This window comes from uncultured Ramlibacter sp., from assembly GCF_936925435.1.
GTDB lineage: Bacteria > Pseudomonadota > Gammaproteobacteria > Burkholderiales > Burkholderiaceae_C > Ramlibacter.
The window spans coordinates 1-18482 of record NZ_CAKZHQ010000015.1 but is presented as its reverse complement, the minus strand read 5'-3'; the positions used below and the strand labels follow the sequence as shown (position 1 = coordinate 18482).

Sequence of the window (18482 nt, the reverse complement as noted above, 5' to 3'; positions counted from 1 at the left end):
CAAGCGGCTCCGGCAGGGGCTGGGCGAGGGCCGGCACCCCCCAAACTTATAATCGCCGGTTCCCCCAGAAGCTGCCATGACCACTCCCAAATTCTCCGTTGCCGACATCCGCAAGTCCTTCCTGGACTTCTACGCGTCCAAGGGCCACACCGTCGTGGCCTCCAGCCCCCTGGTGCCGGGCAACGACCCGACCCTGATGTTCACCAACTCCGGCATGGTGCAGTTCAAGGACGTGTTCCTGGGCACCGACAAGCGGCCCTACGTGCGCGCCGCGTCCGTCCAGGCCTGCCTGCGCGCCGGCGGCAAGCACAACGACCTGGAGAACGTGGGCTACACCGCCCGCCACCACACCTTCTTCGAGATGCTGGGCAACTGGAGCTTCGGCGACTACTTCAAGCGCGACAGCCTCAAGTGGGGTTGGGAACTGCTGACCCAGGTCTACAAGCTGCCGCCCGAGCGCCTGCTGGCCACCGTCTACATCGACGACGACGAGGCCTATGACATCTGGCACAAGGAAATCGGCCTGCCCGCCGACCGCATCGTGCGCATCGGCGACAACAAGGGCGGCAAGTACAAGTCCGACAACTTCTGGATGATGGCCGACACCGGCCCCTGCGGCCCCTGCTCGGAGATCTTCTACGACCACGGCGACCACATCCCCGGCGGCCCGCCCGGCAGCCCGGGCGAGGACGGCGACCGCTTCATCGAGATCTGGAACCACGTGTTCATGCAGTTCGACATGCAGCCCGATGGCAGCCTGAACAAGTTGCCCGCGCCCTGCGTGGACACCGGCATGGGCCTGGAGCGCTTGGCCGCCATCTTGCAGCACGTGCACAGCAACTACGAGATCGACATCTTCGAGCAGCTGATCGCCGCGGCCGCCCGCGAGACCGGTGAGAAGGACATCGCCAACGCATCGCTCAAGGTGATCGCCGACCACATCCGCGCCACCGCCTTCCTGGTCAGCGACGGCGTCATCCCGTCCAATGAAGGCCGCGGCTATGTGCAGCGCCGGATCATTCGGCGCGCGATCCGCCACGGCTACAAGCTGGGCAAGAAGACGCCGTTCTTCCACAAGCTGGTGGCCGACCTGTCGCGCCTGATGGGCGAGGCCTATCCGCGCCTGCGCGCCGACGAGAAGCGCATCACCGAGGTGCTCAAAGCCGAGGAAGAGCGCTTCTTCGAGACCCTGGAAAACGGCATGCAGATCCTGGACGCGGCCCTGGCCGGCGGCCAGAAGGTGCTGCCCGGCGAGGTGGCCTTCAAGCTGCACGACACCTACGGCTTTCCGCTGGACCTGTCGGCCGACGTCTGCCGCGAGCGCGGCATGACGGTGGACGAGGCCGGCTTCACCGCCGCCATGGAAAAGCAGAAGGCGGCGGGCCGCGCGGCCGGCAAGTTCAAGATGGACCGCGCGCTGGACTACACCGGCGCGGCCGGCAAGTTCAGCGGCTACGAGCTTCTGGAAGAACCGGCCCGCGTGCTGGCCCTGTACAAGGACGGCACGCCGGTGCAGCAGCTGCATGAAGGCGAGAGCGGCATCGTGGTGCTGGACACCACGCCCTTTTACGCCGAGAGCGGCGGCCAGGTCGGCGACAGCGGCATCCTCGCCGCCGAGGGTGTGCAGTTCGGCGTGGAAGACACGCAAAAGATCAAGTCCGACGTGTTCGGCCACCACGGCACCCAGACCCAGGGCGCGCTCAAGGTTGGCGATGCGGTGGCCGCCAAGGTCGACGTGGCGCGCCGCCGCGCCACCATGCGCAACCACAGCGTCACCCACCTGATGCACAAGGCCTTGCACGAGGTGCTGGGCGAGCACGTGCAGCAAAAGGGCTCGCTGGTCGACGCCGACAAGACCCGCTTTGACTTCACCCACAACAACCCGGTGAGCGACGAACAGATCCGCGAGATCGAAAAGCGCGTCAACGCCGAGATCCTGGCCAATGCCGCCACCCAGGCCCGTGTCATGGACATCGAGTCGGCGCAAAAGACCGGCGCGGTCATGCTGTTCGGCGAGAAGTACGGCGACGAGGTGCGGGTGCTGGACATCGGCAGCAGCCGCGAACTGTGCGGCGGCACCCATGTGCAGCGCACCGGCGACATCGGCCTGTTCAAGGTGGTCAACGAAGGCGGCGTGGCCGCTGGCGTGCGCCGCATCGAGGCGGTGACCGGCGAGAACGCGCTGGCCTACCTGCAGCAGATGGAAAGCACGGTGCAGCGCGCCGCCGGCACGCTCAAGGCCCCGGCCGGCGAACTGCAGGGCCGCATCGTCCAGGTGCTGGACCAGGTGCGCGCGCTGGAAAAGGAAATTGCCGCGCTCAAGGGCAAGCTGGCTTCCTCGCAGGGCGACGAACTCGTCACGCAGGCGGTGGACGTCAAGGGCATCAAGGTGCTGGCCGCGCGGCTGGAAGGCGCGGACGCCAAGACCCTGCGCGACACCATGGACAAGCTCAAGGACAAGCTCAAGAGCGCGGCCATCGTGCTGGCCGCCGTCGACGGCGACAAGGTGCAGATCGCCGCCGGTGTGACGGCCGACGCCATGGCCAAGGTCAAGGCCGGCGAGCTGGTCAACTTCGTCGCCCAGCAGGTCGGCGGCAAGGGCGGCGGCAAGCCGGACATGGCCATGGCCGGCGGGACCGATCCCAGCAAGCTGGCCGCTGCCCTGCAGTCCGTGCAGGCCTGGGTGGCCGAGCGCGCCTGAGGCCCGTCAGCGGACGATCTTGCCGTCGGGCGTGATCGTCACCAGGTCGATCGCCCGCACCTGGTCGCGGATGCCGGCGCGCAGGTTGATGCGAAACCCGCCCACGTCGTAGTCGGTCATCGCGGTCATGGCCTTTTGCAGGGCGGCGGTGTCGCTGCTCTTGGCCCGGCGCACCGCCTCGGCCAGGGTCTTGGCGGCGATGAAGCCCTCCATGCTCTCGTAGGAGGGCGTCTGTTCGGAGTTGTCGATGGCCGCCAGGTATTCCTTGACGATGGGCGTGGCCGAACTGCGCGGTGAGGGCACGACCTGGGAGACCACCACGCCGCCGATGTCCTTGCCCAGCGCGGTGAACAGCGGGTCGATGCCGACCACCGAGAAGTTCATGAAAGCGCCCACATAGCCGGTCTTGCGCATCTTGCGGATGAAGGCGGCCGTGGAGTTGAACAGCGAGACCTGGATGATGGCCTGCGGCTGCGCCTTGGCCAGGGTGGCGACGGCGGCGTCCACCTTGTCGCTGTTGACTGGCACGAAGGCCCAGGCCGCCAGGGGCGGCAGCTTCAGTTCGGCCATCGCCTGGCGCACGGCGGCCAGGCCGGCACGGCCCATGGCGTCGTCCTCGGCCAGCACGGCGATGCGCTCCTGCCCCAGCGTGGCGCAATGCCGCACCATCTTGAAAGCCTCATCGGCCATGCTGGGCCTCACGTGGAAGACGTTGGCGTGGTCGGCATCGCGCAGCGTGTCGGAGGCGGCAAAGGGCGCGAAGAAGATCGCGCCCTGCTGCTTGGCCACGGCCTCGCCGGCATCGCTGCTGGCGGTGCCGACAAAGCCGAACAGCAAGTCGGCACCGTCGGCCAACAACTTTTTGGCGTTGGTACCGGCCTTGGCCGGGTCGTAGCCGTCGTCCACCTGGCGCAGTTCCATGCTGAAGCCGGGGCCGGGCTTGCGGGCGTTGAAGGCGTCCACATAGAGCTTGGCGCCGGCCGCGAAGGCCAGGCCGATCTCGCTGGCCGCGCCGGTCAGGGGCACGGACTGGCCCAGCACGACCTTGCGGCCGGCTCCAGCCTTGGCCTGGCCCCAGGCCCAGGGGGCTGCGCTGCCCAGGCTGGTCGCGGCAGCGGCACCCAATACGGTTCTGCGTAGCATCATCATCGCCCAACTTGTTGTCTTGCAGTGCAGCAAACTTGATGCCACATCTGAGCCTTGAACGATAGCGGCCCCCTTGAGCGGGTTCAACCAGATATGCCCGCGGTACGCCATGCCATGCGCGATGCGCATGGCAGCTCTTCAGCGCTTGTGGAACACTAGGTCCCAGACGCCGTGGCCCAGCTTGAGGCCGCGGTTCTCGAATTTGGTCAGCGGTCGGTAGTGCGGCTTGGGCGCGTAGTCCGCCGCGGTGTTCACCAACTGCGGCTCGGCTGCCAGCACCTGCAGCATCTGCTGTGCATAGGGCTCCCAGTCGGTGGCGCAGTGCAGGTAGGCGCCGGGCGCCAGCCGTGAGGCCAGCCTGGCCACCAGCGGCGGCTGGATCAGGCGGCGCTTGTTGTGGCGCAGCTTGTGCCAGGGGTCGGGAAAGAAGATGTGGACGCCGGCCAGGCTGTGCTCGGGCAGCATGTGCTCGAGCGCTTCCACCGCGTCGTGCTGCAGGATGCGGATGTTGCCCAGGCCTTGCTCGCCGATGCGCTTGAGCAGGGCGCCCACGCCCGGCTCATGGACTTCGCAGCACAGGAAGTTTTTTTCCGGCATCAGGCCGGCAATGTGGGCCGTGGCCTCGCCCATGCCGAAGCCGATCTCCAGGATGACGGGCGCGTCGCGGCCGAACGCCGCATGGAAGTCCAGCGGCGCCGCCTGGTAGGGCAGCAGCACGGCGGGGCCGATGTCGGTAAAGGCGCGGGCCTGGCCGGTGGTGGTGCGGCCGGCACGGCGCACGAAGCTGCGGATGGTGCGGGGATGGGCCACGCCTTCGGGCGCGGCGGGGAGTTTGCTTGCGTCAGTCACACGGCCGATTGTAGAAGTCGCGCCACTGCCGGCTCCAGCCGGCCAGCGCGTCGGCGATACCGCCGGCTGCCGCGGCGGCCAAACCCAGCACGGCGGCCGCCTGCTGCAAGGCCAGCAGGGGATGGCCCAGGTCCAGCGGTGCTGCGCCGTTCTGCTTGGACAGCTTCTCGCCGTTGGGACCCAGCAACAGGGGCGCGTGCAGGTAGCGTGGCGTGGCCAGGCCCAGCGCGCGCTGCAGCAGAATCTGCCGCGCCGTGTTGTCGGCCAGGTCCTGGCCGCGCACCACATCGCTGATGCCTTGTGCCGCATCGTCCACCACCACGGCCAGTTGGTAGGCCCAGACGCCGTCGGTGCGGCGCAGGATGAAGTCGCCCACTTCGCGCTCCACGTCCTGCTGTTGCCTGCCCAGGCGACGGTCCTGCCATTGCAAGGGGCTAGGCTGGGTGCGAAAGCGCCAGCCGCGTGCCGGGCGGCCCCGCAGGCCTGCCCGGCAGGTGCCGGGGTAGACCAGTTCGGCGTGGCGCTCGCGGCTGCGGCCCAGCGCCGCCAGCGCGTCCTCGATATCCCTGCGCGAGCAGGCGCAGGCGTAGGCGCTGCCGCTGGCAATGAGCTGGTCCAGTGCGCTCTGGTAGAGCGCGCCACGCTGCGACTGCCACACGGGCGGCGCGTCAGGCACCAGGCCGCAGGCGGCCAGTTGCTGCAGGATCAGGTGGTCGGCGCCAGCCACGCAACGCGGCGTGTCCACGTCCTCGATGCGCACCAGCCAGCGCCCGCCATGGGCCCGCGCGTCCAACCAACTGGCCAGCGCCGCGACAAGGGAGCCGGCATGCAGCGGGCCCGTCGGAGAGGGCGCAAAACGGCCCGTGTAGCTGGCAGCGGCCATTGCCTTTCAGGCGACGGTCAGGGCCAGTTCCAGGCCCGAGACGAAGGCGTCCTCGGCGCGGTGACCCAGGCACCAGTCGCCGCACACGCCCAGGCCGCTGCGCTTGTCCCACAGGTGCGAGCGTCCCAGCGGCACCTGGGTCTTGGCCTGGCTCCAGCGCTGGACTTGGGTATAGCCCGGCTCAGCGCGGATGCCGGTGATCTCGGCAAAAGCCTTGAGCAGCTTGGCCTGGACCCGGGAAGGCTCGTCGTCCAGGTGTTCCAGCGACCAGGCCGGGCTGGCCTGGACGGTCCAGCGCTCGACCGCGCTGCGGCGCGGCTTGGAAGATTCGCGCGCCAGCCAGGCGATGCGGTGATGGGTACTCAGCGCCGCGTTCCATTGCGGGCCCAGATGGGCCAGGGTGGGCTGCAGCGCCTGCGGGAAGGCCAGCATCAGCGTCCAGCAGGGCGCCACCTGGACGCCGCCGATGCGCTCGGCGAAGTCGGGCGCCAGGGCCGACTGGCGCAGCAAGGCGGCGGCCTGCGCCGCCGGCAGGGCCAGCAGCACCTGGTCGAAGCCCGAGTACACATGGCTGGAGTCCTGCGCGCCGGCGGTGCGCAGCTGCCAGCGCTTGCCGTCGAGCGCGTCGCGTTCGATGCGCTGCACATGGGTCTGCAGCTCGATGGCGCCGGCCGCCAGCAGGGGCTGGGCCCAGTGGCGCGGCAATGCATCCATGCCCGGCACGCCGACCCAGTGGGCTTCGCGCCGGGGCAGGGCCGCTTCGGCGACACGGCCATGCGGGTCCAGCACGCGCACGGCGTTGGCGCTCCAGGGCCGGCACACCGCCGGCGACAGGGCCAGCACGCGCTCGAAACGCTCATCGCGCACGGTGAAGTACTGGGCGCCGGGATCGAAGCTGCCGAAGGGGCTGGGCGTGGTCGCCATGCGGCCTCCCACCTGGGCGTTCTTGTCGAACATGGTGACCTGGTGGCCGGCCTGCACCAGGGTGCGGGCACAGGCCAGACCGGCCAGGCCGGCGCCGAGGACGGCAATCTGTCGTTGGGAGGATTGGGGCATGGTGCGGTTCATTGTGGCACGCGATGCTGCTGCAGCAATGCGGCGCGGGTCCCAGGGTTTTCCAGCTGGCCAAGCCACCATTGCAAGGCCTTGCCCGGGCCGTTGGCGCCGGCGCTGCGCCAAGCGTAGGCCAGGCGGGCGATGCGCGCCGGCCGGTCGATGCGGGGCAGCACCAGCCGGCCGCTGGCGATGAAGGGCCGGGCCATGGGTTCGGGCACGAAGCCGCCGCCCAGCCCGCGCAGTTGGGCGTCGAGCTTGCTGCGCATGCTGGCCACGGTCAGCACGTCCTGGCCAGCCAGCAGGCCCAGGGTCAGGCCGCTGCCGTGCTGCACCGAGTCGGCGACGGCGACGGCGCGGTGGCGCTGCAGCAGCTCATCGCCCAGTGGCTCGGGAGCGCTGGCCAGCGGATGGTGCGGCGCCACGGCGTAGACGAACTCCAGCTCGCCCAGCACCTTGCTTTGCACGCCCGAGGCATTGCCCGGCTCCAGCAGCACGCCCAAGGCCAGGTCGGACTGGCCGGTGACCAGGGATTCCAAGGTGCCCGACAAGGTCTCGTCGCGCAGGCGCAGCCGGGTGTTGGGCGCGACCTCGAAGAAGGCCTGGGCCAGTTCCATCAGGGTGGACTGGGAGATCACGCCGTCCACGGCGATGGTCAGCTGCGACTCCCAGCCGGTGGCCACGCGCTTGACCCGGTTGGCCACGGCGTCCACCTCCTGCAGCAGGCGTTCGCCCTCGCGCAGCAACTCGGCGCCTGCGGCCGTGAGTTTGGCCTGGCGCGAGCTGCGGTCGAACAGCAGGGCGTCCAGCGCGTCCTCGACCAGACGCACCCGGTAGGTGACGGCGCTGGGCACCAGGCCCAATTCGCGGGCGGCAGCGGCAAAGCTGCCGGCCCGCGCCACCGCCTGCAGCAGGGCCAGGGTGTCGGGGGTGAGGACGTCGCGGGCGGTCGGCATGGGATGGTGCTCATTCAGATTTTTTGAATGATGCCATCAAAACCGGACCCGCGAAGAAGCCGCCGGCGGGTCCAACATTCATCCCATCGACGCCGCACCGGCGACGACCCAGAAAGGAACCGACCATGCTGACACTTCGCAAATCCCAGGACCGCGGCTACGCCGACCACGGCTGGCTGAAGTCGTTCCACAGCTTTTCTTTCGCCAACTACCACGACCCTGAGCACATGGGCTGGGGCAATCTGCGCGTCATCAACGAAGACCGCATCGCCCCGGGCATGGGCTTTGGCACGCACGGCCACCGCAACATGGAAATCATCAGCTATGTGCTGGAGGGCAATCTCGCGCACAAGGACACGATTGGCAACGTCAAGGGCATTCCGCCGGGAGACGTGCAGCGCATGAGCGCGGGCAACGGCGTGCAGCACAGCGAGTTCAACCACGCGGCCGACCAGACCACGCACTTCCTGCAGATCTGGATCGAGCCCAATGTCACCGGCATCCCGGCCAGTTACGAGCAAAAGACCTTCGCCGAGGCCGACAAGCGCGGCAAGCTGCGCCTGGTGGCTTCGCCCGATGGCGACCAGGGCTCGGTGCTGATCCATGCCGACGCGCGCCTGTATGCCGGCCTGCTCGATGGCGAAGAAGCTGCCTCGGCTGCCTTCGCCCCTGGTCGAAAGGGCTACGTGCACCTCGTCCGTGGGGAGCTGGAGGTCAATGGCCAGGCCCTCAAAGCTGGTGATGCCGCTATGCTGACCGGCGAATCTGCCGTCACCCTGGCCAATGGCAAGGCCGCCGAGGTGCTGGTCTTTGACCTGGCCAGCTGATTTTTTTTCTGCAACAACCAAGGAGTGACCATGAATTCTTCCACCTTCAACAACACCATGTCCCTGTTGGGCCGCGCCCTGATCGCGCTGCTGTTCGTCCCTGCGGGCTGGGCCAAGATTGCCGGCTTTGCCGGCGTGACCGGCTACATCGCCTCCAAGGGCGTGCCTTTGCCGCAGGTGGCCGCTGCGATCGCCATTGCCGTTGAACTGGGCCTGGGCCTGCTGCTGCTGGTGGGCTGGCAGACCCGCTGGGCGGCGCTGGGCATCGCCGTCTTCACCTTGGTCATCACCTTCATCTTCCACAACTTCTGGGGCGTGCCGGCCGAGCAGGTGATGCAGCAGCAACAGGCTTTCTTCAAGAACATCGCGGTCGTCGGCGGCCTCTATGCCTTCGTCGCTTTCGGCGCTGGCGCCTGGAGTCTGGATGCCAAGCTGCGCCGCGCCTGACGCGAGAGCGGTGCAATGACCGACACCGTCGTTGTCTACCACTCAGGCTACGGCCACACCCAGCGCATGGCGCAGGCCGTGGCCGACGGCGCAGGTGGCCGGCTGCTGGCCATCGACGCCGACGGCAACCTGCCGGCCGGCGGCTGGGAGCAGCTCAAGGCGGCCGACGCCATCATCTTCGGCTCGCCGACTTACATGGGCAGCGTCAGCTGGCAGTTCAAGAAGTTTGCCGACGCCTCCTCCAAACCCTGGTTCGCCCAGGAGTGGAAGGACAAGGTGGCGGCGGGCTTCACCAACAGCGCCGGCATGAACGGCGACAAGCAAGGCACGCTCACCACCTTGTTCACCCTGGCCATGCAGCACGGCATGGTCTGGGTCAGCCAGGGCCTGATGCCGGCCAACACCAAGGCGGCGCAGCGCAACGACCCCAACTACCTGGTCTCGTACAGCGGCGCCATCGCCCAGTCGCCCTCGGACGGCGGGGCTAACGACATGGCGGCGGGCGACCTGGAGACAGCGCGCCTTTTCGGCGAGCGTGTGGCCGGCATCGCGCAGCGCCTGAAGAAAAACTAGAAAGAGGACAGCCCATGGGGATCACACAGCAACTGGACGGCCACGCCAAGGACCTGGGCGGCGGCTTCACCGTGCGCCGGCTGCTGCCGGCAGCCAGCCAACGCAGCGTCGGCCCCTTTGTCTTCTTCGACCATTTCGGTCCGGTCACCGAGCAGCCCGAGGCCAACCACGATGTGCGGCCGCACCCGCACATCGGCCTGGCGACGGTGACCTATCTGTTCGAGGGCGCGATGATGCACCGCGACAGCCTGGGCAGCGAGCAGCGCATCGAGCCCGGCGCCATCAACTGGATGAGCGCCGGCCGCGGCATCGTGCACTCCGAGCGCCGGCCGCTGGACCTGCAAGGCCGCAGCTACATCAACCACGGCCTGCAGCTGTGGGCCGGCCTGCCGCAGGAGCTGGAGGAGGGCGAGCCCTTTTTCATCCACACGCCGGCCTCGGCGATCCCGCAACTGCAGCAAGGCGATGCGCAAGTGCGCGTGCTGGTGGGCCAGGCCTTCGGCGCAACCTCGCCGGTGGCGGCGCAATCGCCCACGCTCTACCTGGACGTGCAACTGCCTGCAGGCGGCGTTGTCGAACTGCCGCCGCTGGCCGACGAGATGGCGCTCTACACGGTGCAGGGCGCGGTCGAGATCGATGGCCAGGCGCCACAGGACCGGATGGCGGTGCTGGAGCCGGGCCTGCCGGCCCGTGTCACATCCGCTGGTGGCGCACGTTTCGCCATCGTCGGTGGTGCGCCGCTGGGGCCGCGCCACATGTGGTGGAACTTCGTGTCCAGCCGCAAGGAGCGCATCGTGCAGGCCGCGCAGGACTGGAAGGCCGGGCGCTTTGCAGCCGTGCCAGGCGAGACGGAATTCATCCCCCTGCCGGAGAAGCTGCCGCTGGCTTGAGCGCCGGCGGTCGTTGGATCTCCCGGGCGCTGAGAACCAGCGCCACATAGCGGAACCACGGAACATCGATGCGATTGGCGGGGATGAGTTTGCCCTGCTCCGCCAGTATCTGCCTCGCCTGCGCTCGCTCACGCAGTGCCATGCGCGCGCCGATGGAGGCCAGGGCGGCGAACTCGCGCTCCTGCACTGACAGGTTGCTGTCGCTGGCGAGCACTTGGTCGCCCCAGCGTTTCATGGACTGCGCATCGCGCGCCCCCGCCGCGCCGAACAGCTCGATCCACGCGCGCCGAAGCGGTGTCAGCTTGCCACTGCAACGCTTGAGCGTGTCCTGCCACAGCCTGGCTGCCATTTGCGGCGCAAGGCCGCGGTTCAGGTCCGAAGCCACTGACACTGCGGCGCCCCAGGTCGGATCGGTATCGGCCGGAAAGCTGCAGGCCTCGGTCCAGGCCCGCATCAGGGCATAGTCCCTGGCCAGCGAACCGAGATAGCTGCGTTCCTGCGCCGTCAATGTTTCGCCATGCAGGTAGCGCTGACCGTGCCAGGCGCTGGCCAGGTCCATCAGCTTGCGCGGCATGTGCTGCGTCGGCGCATGGATCTCGCCCAGGTAGGAGGGGGCGGAACCTGTCAGTTCGAGCAGTGGCACGGGCGCCAGGTGCATATCGAAAATGGCATTGGCGGTCCTGCCCTGGAATCTGTCGGGCGCCGCGCGGCTGTCGACATAGGGGTGGTAGTCGGAATTGACCGGCGCCTGGTAGGAGTCGGCCAACAGCTTGATGGTGCCGCCGCGTCCGGCTTCGTGCGCCGCAAGCACCGCTTCGCTGGTGATGCCGATCTCCAGCAGGCGCTGGCGCATGCCTGGCATGGCGTCCATGGCGCCCGGGGCGAGCACCGGCATCCTGCCGTCGTTGCGCGCCACCAGGATGATGTCGGCCGAGTTGGTCGCATAGGCCGTGAACTGCGGAAAGATGTCGGAGAAGGCGCGCAGGATCGAACTGACCAGATCGGGGCTGGCCTCATACAGGTGCAGCCACTGGACGAAGTGACCGTCGGGCGCCAAGTGGGCCGCCACGTTGTCGTAGAACTCCACGGTGAACAGGCCCGAGACGCCGCTGACCCAGGGGTTGGACGGCTCCGACACGATCAGGTCGTACTTCGCCGGTGTGCGCGCGAAATGCGCCTTGGCATCATCGATCACGAGGCGGCTGCGCGGGTCGTCGAACATCGCGGCGTTGCGCGGACGGAAGTGCTGGGCCGCCTCGGCTACCAACGGCTCGATCTCGATGGTGTCCACGGTCTGCAGCACCGGGCTGCCAAGCAGCACCGCACTGGTCACGCCGGTGCCCAGCCCGATGACGGCGGCCCGCCGCGCCGTGGGATGGTGGGCCGGGCCCAGCGCACCCAGCAACACCACGGTGTGGTCGTCGGGCGTGGTGGACTTGCTCTCAGGATGGGTCGATCCGTCCGATTTGCCGTTGGTCAGCAGGCTGCGTGTGCCGCGCGGCTGGTCCAGCACGCTGATGGTCGCGGTCTTGCCGTCGCGGTGGAACAGCACGCTGCGTCCCGCACCGACGGAGGCCTGGCCAGAGCGGAACACGCCCGAGGCGAGCTGGCGGGGGTCCAGCGAGGTCAACGCGGGCAAAACGACCACAAAGGCCAGCGCAAGGGCGCATGCGACCAGGGGCCAGCGGCCGTCGCCCACTGCGCTGTCCGGCGCGCGCCTGGGCTGGGCCAGCAGGACCAGGCCCAGGCCGAGCAGCACATCGACCAGGGCGCCGACGGCCAGTGTCCACTTCAGTCCGAGCAGGGGCATGAGCAGGTGCACGGTTGCCAGCACACCGGCGATGGCCCCCAGCGTGTTGACGCCATAGACCTGGCCGATCTGGCGCTCGCCATGGCCGCGCCGCAGCAGTAGGCTGGTGATCAGGGGCAGGGTCATGCCGGCGCAGAACGCCGCCGGCAGCATCACGGCTGTGACCAGCACGCCGCTGGCCAGGGTGAAGAAGGTGTAGCCCTCATAGGAGCGCGCCAGGCCGCGCAGGCTGAAGGCCATGGCATCGAAGCTGGCGGCGTACAGGACCAGAGTGACGATCGCCGCCACGCCCATGGCGATCTGCACCCTGGCCAGTAGAACCTCGGGACGCGGGTGCGAATCGATCTTCTTGCGCACCCACCAGGCTCCCAGCGCCAGGCCCATGATGAAGACCGACAGCATCAGCTCGAACGAGTGGGTGGCGCCCCCCAGCACCAGGGTCAGCATCCGGATCCACACCACCTCGTAGACGAAGGAGGAGAAGCCCGTCAGCGCAGCGACCCACAGCAGCGCTGTCAGCCCGATCCTGCCGGTCCTGGCCGCCTGCTGGGGCCGGGCGTGCAGAGGCTGGGACGGCTGCATGCGCCAGCGCTCCACCAGGTAGGCGGCGAATGCCACCAGGCAGTTGAGGCCGCCGGCCACCAGCATGGTGCCGGGCAGGCCGAGCTCGGGAATCAGCAGGAAGCCGGAGCACAACACGCCGATTGCGGCGCCCGCGCTATTGAGAAAATACAGCAGGCTCAGGCCCCGCCCCGGGCTCACGCCCAGCCGCAGCACGCCCGCGCTCATCAAGGGAAAGGTGGTGCCCAGCAGCACTGAGGCCGGCAGGATCAGGGCTGCGGCCAGCAGCCAGTTGGCCGGACACAGGCCCTGCGGCGGGCAGTAGGCGGGCATGAAATCGACCACGGCCCAGTACGCGATCTGGGTGAAAATGTCATGGAAGGCGAAGGAGGCGAGCGCAACCAGCGCCTCGGCTGCGGCGTACCAGAGCAGCGGATGGCGCAGCCGCTCCGACCAGCGGCCGGTGAGCCAGGCCCCCAGCGCCAGCCCGCCGACAAACACCACCAGCACCACGGCCTGCGCATAGGCGGCGTGCCCCAGCAGCAGCTTCAGATAGTGCGACCAGATCGACTCGTAAATCAGGCCGCAAAAGCCGGAGACAAAGAAGATTGCATAAAGCGCGCCGATCCTGGCGCGGTTGCTGTTGTGCACGAAGTCCCCTGAGCCTTGAATCCGGACGATTCTAGTGAGGAGCGCAAGTCACTCCCGCGCGGCCCGCAATTGCGGGTCCAGCGCCTCGCGCTCGTCGAACACGAAACAGTTGCCGCGAAAGTGGGCGCCGCCGGTTTCCTCAAAGTACTTGAGGATGCCGCCATCGAGCTGCCACACGTCCTGCAGGCCGGCTTCGCGCATGTAGATCGCCGCCTTCTCGCAGCGGATGCCGCCGGTGCAGAAACTCACCACGGTCTTGCCCTCGAGTTGCGCCCGGTGGGCGGCCAGGGCCGCCGGGAAATCGCTGAATTTGTCCAGGCGCCAGTCGATCGCGCCCTCGAAAGTGCCGTGGTCCACCTCGAAGGCGTTGCGCGTGTCCAGTGCGACCACCGGCCGGCCCGTATCGTCGTGGCCCTGGTCCAGCCAGCGGCGCGCGGTCTGGGCGTCGACCGCCGGCGCCCGGCCCTGGGCCGGTTCGATGGCTGGATGGTTCATTCGGATGATCTCGGGCTTGACCTTGACCAGCAGCTTGCCAAAGGGCTGGACTTGCGACCAGCTTTCCTTGACTTCCATGCCGGCAAAGCGGGCGTCTGCATGTAGCTGCGCGACAAAGGCGCGCAGGGCCGGCGCCGGGCCGGCCAGCACCAGGTTGATGCCTTCTTGCGCCAGCAAGACGGTGCCACGCAGCTGCAGCGCCTGGGCCCGCTCGATCAACTGGCTACGCAGCGCCGGCGCGTCCGCGATGGGGACGAACCGGTAGGCGGCGATGTTCAGGATGGAAGGCATGGAAGACTTGGCGTGTGCTTGCCGCATACTTGTATCAAAATGCAAAGACTGGCCTGTCCGATTATCGTGGTCTTCCGATGGCTTCTCCCCGTCCTGCTGGCCTGGCTTGCCAGTACGGCCTGGGCCGCTGTGCCTGTGCTGGTTCTGGACCAGGGCCAGCGCCCGCCCAGCCTCATGCAGGAGATGGCGTCGCAGCGGCTGCCTCTTGACCAGCCGCTGGGCCCCGATGCGCTGTGGCGCGGCGAAACGGGCACGCCGGTGCCGCCCGGATCCAACTGGCACCTGGACACCGGCGAGCGCCTGGTGGGACGCGTCACCCTGGCCGGCATGGCCCACGATGCCACCTACGTCATCCAGGTCCCGATCTCGTTCGTGGACGAGGTGCGGGTCTGGTCTCGCACAGCGGGCGGCCCCTGGACCGCGGCCGTGGCAGGCGACCGCATCGCGCTCTCGCGCTGGCCTTTTGCCGGCCAATTCCCGGCTTTCATCCTGCCGCTGGGCAGGGAGCCGGTCGACGTGGTCATGGCCGCCGCCAATGTCGGGCCCCTGCAGGTGTCGGCGGCGCTGCTGCCGGACGCGGCCTTCCGCGAGAACGGCGTGCGCCGCGCCAACCTGGTGGGAATGATCATGGGGCTGGGCCTGATGGTCACGGTGGTGAGCGTGCTGGGCGCGCTGGTCACCAGGCGCCTCGCCAACTGGCTGCTGGCGCTGGTCAGCGCCTCGATGTTTTTGACCATTGCCTGCCTCAACGGCTACATGGCTGTCTGGCTGACGCCCGAAGCGCCGGCCTTCAACGACGCCTCCAAGCCCTTCGCCTCCGTTGTCCTGTGCGGCCTGCTGGTGGCGCTGGTGGCGGCCTCGCTGGACCGGCGCCGCGTCGGCCGCGTCGGCCGCGTGGCGCAGTGGGCTTTTCCCGTCGTCGGCCTGGCCTACGCCAGCATGCAGGCTTTCTGGCTGCCCATGGCCTGGCGGTTCGCGGGTGTGGCGGTCTGGGTGCTGCTGACGGCGGGCTGCTGTGTCGCCCTGTCGGTCCTGAACCTGGCGCGCGGCGGGCGTCACGCAGGCCTGGTCGTTGGCGGCGTGGGCTGTTTCATCGCGGCGATGCTGCTGGCCTTCGTTCCGCAGGCCTTCCTCGCCGGGCTGGACCTGCGCGCCGCGGCCGTCGCGGTGCTGCTGTATTCGGCCTTGCTGCTGATACGCCAGGCCCTGATCGCGCGCGAGCGCTATGGCCGCGACGTGCTGGGCCGCGCCGCGGTCAGCGCCAACCGCGACCCGCTGACTGCGCTGCTGTCCTATTCGGGCTTTGAGCTGGCTTACGACGAGGCCGTGTTGCGCCAGAACGCGGGCACGCATGCCAGCTCGGTGATGCTGTTCCTGCTGCCGGGGCTGGAGAAAAGCGGAGCCGACCACGGCTTCGTGCTGACCGAGCGCGCCCTGGTGCGCTTTGCGGCGGCTTTGCAGGGCGCGCTGGGCGACGCCTGGTCGATTTCCCGTTTGAGTAAGACCCGCTTTGCCTGCATCGGCAGCCAGCCCGGCAACGAGACACAACTGGCGGCGCAAGCCACCCAGGTGCTGGCGCGCTGCGCCCGCATGACGCAGCCGCTGGCGCCGGTGGCCGACTTCGGCCTGCGCATCGCCTGCGTGCGCCGCAGGCTGGCCAGCGACGCTCTCAAGCCCTTGCTGCTGGAGATGGAGCAGACGGCGCTGGCAATGCAGGAAGGCAAGCGCATCGCGATGGTCTGAGGGGCCGGGCGGCGGCGCGTGGGGGCGGCCCCTAAAATGCAGCCATGTTCGTCCACCTGCGCCTGCACACAGAATTCTCCGTCGTCGACGGTACCAACCGCATCGAGGACACGGTCCAGGCAGCCCAGGCCGATGGCCAGCCGGCCCTGGCCGTCACCGACCTGAACAACCTGTTCGGCGCCATCAAGTTCTACAAGCAGGCGCGCAGCACCGGCATCAAGCCCATCGTGGGGGCGGAGGTGTGGGTGCAGGGCCTGGCCAAGGACCCGGCCGTGCTCTCGCGCATGGTGGTGCTGGTGCAGAACAAGCAGGGCTATCTCAATCTGTGCGAGTTGCTGGCGCGGGCCTGGACCCAGAACGTGGTCAAGGCCCAGGGCGTGTGCAAGCCGGCCTGGCTCAAGGAACTGGGCGGGGGCCTGATCGTGCTGGCCGGCGCCCAGGCCGGGCCGGTCGGCCAGGCCCTGGTGCAGGGCGACGCCCAGCAGGCCAGCCAGGTCGCGCTGGAGCTGGCCTCCATGTTTCCGCACCGCTTCTACCTGGAGATCCAGCGCGCCGGCCGCGCCGACGACGAGGCCCATGTCACGGCCTGCGTGCAATTGGCCGCCGGCCTGAATCTGCCGGTGGTGGCGACCCACCCTGTGCAATTCACCAAGGAAGACGACTACGAGGCGCACGAGGCGCGCGTGTGCATCTCCGAGGGCGAGATCCTGGGCAACCAGCGGCGCGTGCGCAAGTTCACGCGCGAGCAGTATTTCAAGTCTGCCGCGCAGATGGAGGCGCTGTTCGCCGACGTGCCGGCGGCGATCGCCAACACGCTGGAGATCGCCAAGCGCTGCAACCTGGTGCTGGAACTGGGCAAGCCGCGCCTGCCCAACTTCCCCACGCCCAACGGCATGCCGGCGGAGGAGTATTTCCGCTTCGCCTCGCATGAGGGTCTCAAGCAGCGCATGGCCCATCTCTACCCGGATGCGGGGGCGCGCGACAAGCAGATGCAGCGCTACGTCGAGCGCCTGGAGTTCGAGATCGACGTGATCCTGAAGATGGGCTTTCCCGGCTACTTCCTGATCGTGGGCGACTTCATCAACTGGGCCAAGAACAATGGCTGCCCGGTCGGGCCGGGCCGGGGTTCGGGCGCCGGCTCGCTGGTGGCTTATTCGCTGAAGATCACCGACCTGGACCCGCTGCAATACAACCTGCTGTTCGAGCGCTTCCTGAACCCCGAGCGGGTGTCGATGCCCGACTTCGACATCGACTTCTGCCAGGGCAACCGCGACCGCGTCATCGACTACGTCAAGGACAAGTACGGCCGCGACGCCGTGAGCCAGATCGCCACCTTCGGCACGATGGCCGCGAAGGCCGCGCTGCGCGACGTGGGTCGCGTGCTCGGCATGAGTTACGGCCATGTCGACAGCGTCGCCAAGCTCGTGCCCGCGCCGCCCGGCAAGACCGTGACGCTGCAGGTGCTCGCCGAAAGCTTCTCCGAGGCCGGCGTTCCGGTGTTTGCCGCCGATATCAAGGGCGACCTTTCCGGCATTGCCGCCATGGGCGAGCCGAAGGACTGGATCACCCAGCGGGCGACACAGATCGGCTTTACCGACTATGCGCCCGCCGAATTCCCGGTGATCTTCTGGGACCTCTACGGTGAAAAGGGCCATCGGGTGCGCACCACCGTCGCCGAGATGGGGCCGCTGCTTTTGTCGCGGCTGATGAACGCATCGGAAGCCCAGGAAGGTGCTCTCAACATCGCCTTCAAGATTGCCGACCAGGGCGGCTTGCCGCTGCTCGACCTGAAGGACCTGCAGGCGCTCCTGACCTATATGGCGGAAAACGCTTCCGAGCTTTCCAGCCAGTTCGGCCTGATCTCCAAGGCCTCGATCGGCACGCTGCAGCGCGGGCTGCTGGTGCTCGAACAGCAGGGTGCGCAGAACTTTTTCGGCGAACCTGCCCTGAAGATCACCGACATCATGCGCACCACCAATGACGGCCGCGGCGCGATCTCGGTGCTGGCCGCCGACAAGCTGATGATGAACCCGCGTCTCTACGCGACCTTCCTGCTATGGCTGCTGTCGGAACTGTTCGAGGAACTGCCGGAAGTCGGCGATCTCGACAAGCCGAAGCTGGTGTTCTTCTTCGACGAGGCGCATCTCCTGTTCAACGACGCGCCGAAGGTGCTGACCGAACGGGTCGAGCAAGTGGTGCGGCTGATCCGCTCAAAGGGCGTCGGCGTCTATTTCGTGACCCAGAACCCGCTTGATGTTCCCGAAACGGTGCTCGCCCAGCTCGGCAACCGGGTTCAGCATGCTTTGCGCGCCTATACGCCGCGCGAGCAGAAGGCCGTGAAGACGGCGGCCGATACGTTCCGGCCGAACCCGGCGTTCGATTCCGCAACCGCAATCACCACACACGGCATCGGCGAGGCGCTGGTCTCGACGCTGGAAGCCACGGGGGCGCCGTCGATCCTCGAGCGCACGCTGGTGCGCCCGCCGTCCGGCCGTGTCGGACCGCTGACCGACCCGGAGCGGCAGAAGGTGATGAGCCTCAGCCCGGTCGCCGGCCAGTATGACGCAGATCTCGACGCGGAATCGGCCTACGAGATCCTCAATGCC

The 18482-nt window shown here is 68.2% G+C and carries 14 protein-coding genes; 7 read left to right on the top strand and 7 right to left on the bottom strand.

Features of this window, described 5'->3' with window-relative positions; genetic code table 11:
- The first annotated feature begins 76 nt into the window (after window positions 1–76).
- Window positions 77–2701, top strand: coding sequence for an alanine--tRNA ligase (gene alaS / locus Q0632_RS08585; protein WP_298927317.1), 2625 nt, complete (start codon window positions 77–79; stop codon window positions 2699–2701).
- A 6-nt stretch (window positions 2702–2707) separates the two neighbouring features.
- Here the strand turns inward: alaS and Q0632_RS08580 are convergent, their stop codons facing one another.
- The 5 genes from Q0632_RS08580 to Q0632_RS08560 all read right to left on the bottom strand — a co-directional run bounded on the left by Q0632_RS08580 (window position 2708) and on the right by Q0632_RS08560 (window position 7588).
- Window positions 2708–3850 carry an ABC transporter substrate-binding protein gene (locus Q0632_RS08580; RefSeq protein WP_298927314.1) on the bottom strand — a complete coding sequence of 381 codons (1143 nt, stop codon included), beginning with the start codon at window positions 3848–3850 and terminating at the stop codon, window positions 2708–2710.
- Window positions 3851–3985: 135 nt separating this feature from the next.
- A complete protein-coding gene (gene trmB, locus Q0632_RS08575; RefSeq protein WP_298927396.1) occupies window positions 3986–4705 on the bottom strand; it encodes a tRNA (guanosine(46)-N7)-methyltransferase TrmB in 720 nt (239 codons plus the stop codon).
- On the bottom strand, window positions 4689–5579 hold the full coding sequence (gene gluQRS / locus Q0632_RS08570; protein WP_298927311.1) for a tRNA glutamyl-Q(34) synthetase GluQRS: 891 nt from the start codon (window positions 5577–5579) through the stop codon (window positions 4689–4691). Before gluQRS ends, trmB begins: the two co-directional genes overlap by 17 nt.
- Before the next feature lie 6 nt (window positions 5580–5585).
- Window positions 5586–6635: an FAD-dependent oxidoreductase gene (locus Q0632_RS08565; protein ID WP_298927309.1), complete on the bottom strand. Its 1050-nt coding sequence runs from the start codon at window positions 6633–6635 to the stop codon at window positions 5586–5588.
- Between the two features lie 8 nt (window positions 6636–6643).
- Window positions 6644–7588 (bottom strand): LysR family transcriptional regulator, encoded by a 945-nt coding sequence (locus tag Q0632_RS08560; protein WP_298927307.1) that lies wholly within the window; start codon window positions 7586–7588, stop codon window positions 6644–6646.
- Window positions 7589–7713: 125 nt separating this feature from the next.
- Between Q0632_RS08560 and Q0632_RS08555 the strand changes: the two genes are divergently transcribed.
- From Q0632_RS08555 to Q0632_RS08540, 4 genes are read left to right on the top strand one after another with little or no spacing between them, the layout of a single operon-like run.
- Window positions 7714–8415, top strand: coding sequence for a pirin family protein (locus Q0632_RS08555; protein WP_298927305.1), 702 nt, complete (start codon window positions 7714–7716; stop codon window positions 8413–8415).
- A 30-nt stretch (window positions 8416–8445) separates the two neighbouring features.
- Complete coding sequence (locus Q0632_RS08550; protein WP_298927303.1) at window positions 8446–8862, top strand: DoxX family protein; 417 nt, start codon at window positions 8446–8448, stop codon at window positions 8860–8862.
- Window positions 8863–8877: 15 nt separating this feature from the next.
- A complete protein-coding gene (locus tag Q0632_RS08545; protein ID WP_298927301.1) occupies window positions 8878–9435 on the top strand; it encodes a flavodoxin family protein in 558 nt (185 codons plus the stop codon).
- A gap of 14 nt (window positions 9436–9449) precedes the next feature.
- On the top strand, window positions 9450–10325 hold the full coding sequence (locus tag Q0632_RS08540) for a pirin family protein (protein ID WP_298927299.1): 876 nt from the start codon (window positions 9450–9452) through the stop codon (window positions 10323–10325).
- Here Q0632_RS08540 and Q0632_RS08535 read toward each other — a convergent pair.
- Window positions 10291–13347 (bottom strand): fused MFS/spermidine synthase, encoded by a 3057-nt coding sequence (locus Q0632_RS08535; protein ID WP_298927297.1) that lies wholly within the window; start codon window positions 13345–13347, stop codon window positions 10291–10293. The two genes, Q0632_RS08540 and Q0632_RS08535, sit on opposite strands and share 35 nt — an antisense overlap.
- Before the next feature lie 48 nt (window positions 13348–13395).
- The gene (locus Q0632_RS08530) at window positions 13396–14133 is read right to left on the bottom strand and encodes a sulfurtransferase (protein WP_298927295.1); all 738 of its coding nucleotides are present in this window, start codon (window positions 14131–14133) and stop codon (window positions 13396–13398) included.
- Between the two features lie 39 nt (window positions 14134–14172).
- On the opposite strand from Q0632_RS08530, the gene Q0632_RS08525 reads away from it, so the two are divergent.
- Window positions 14173–15876, top strand: a complete 1704-nt coding sequence (locus tag Q0632_RS08525; RefSeq protein WP_298927293.1) for a 7TM diverse intracellular signaling domain-containing protein — start codon at window positions 14173–14175, stop codon at window positions 15874–15876.
- A 44-nt stretch (window positions 15877–15920) separates the two neighbouring features.
- A partial coding sequence (locus Q0632_RS08520; protein ID WP_298927291.1) for a helicase HerA-like domain-containing protein occupies window positions 15921–18482 on the top strand: 2562 nt, incomplete at its 3' end.

Bases quoted from the DNA above. Each gene is read 5' to 3' on its own strand.
- Q0632_RS08560 (WP_298927307.1), bottom strand. From the start codon at position 7,588: ATGCCGACCGCCCGCGACGTCCTCACCCCCGACACCCTGGCCCTGCTG.
- Q0632_RS08555 (WP_298927305.1), top strand. From the start codon at position 7,714: ATGCTGACACTTCGCAAATCCCAGGACCGCGGCTACGCCGACCACGGC.
- alaS (WP_298927317.1), top strand. From the start codon at position 77: ATGACCACTCCCAAATTCTCCGTTGCCGACATCCGCAAGTCCTTCCTG.
- Q0632_RS08565 (WP_298927309.1), bottom strand. From the start codon at position 6,635: ATGCCCCAATCCTCCCAACGACAGATTGCCGTCCTCGGCGCCGGCCTG.
- Q0632_RS08525 (WP_298927293.1), top strand. From the start codon at position 14,173: ATGCAAAGACTGGCCTGTCCGATTATCGTGGTCTTCCGATGGCTTCTC.
- Q0632_RS08580 (WP_298927314.1), bottom strand. From the start codon at position 3,850: ATGATGATGCTACGCAGAACCGTATTGGGTGCCGCTGCCGCGACCAGC.
- Q0632_RS08550 (WP_298927303.1), top strand. From the start codon at position 8,446: ATGAATTCTTCCACCTTCAACAACACCATGTCCCTGTTGGGCCGCGCC.
- Q0632_RS08540 (WP_298927299.1), top strand. From the start codon at position 9,450: ATGGGGATCACACAGCAACTGGACGGCCACGCCAAGGACCTGGGCGGC.
- Q0632_RS08530 (WP_298927295.1), bottom strand. From the start codon at position 14,133: ATGCCTTCCATCCTGAACATCGCCGCCTACCGGTTCGTCCCCATCGCG.
- gluQRS (WP_298927311.1), bottom strand. From the start codon at position 5,579: ATGGCCGCTGCCAGCTACACGGGCCGTTTTGCGCCCTCTCCGACGGGC.
- Q0632_RS08545 (WP_298927301.1), top strand. From the start codon at position 8,878: ATGACCGACACCGTCGTTGTCTACCACTCAGGCTACGGCCACACCCAG.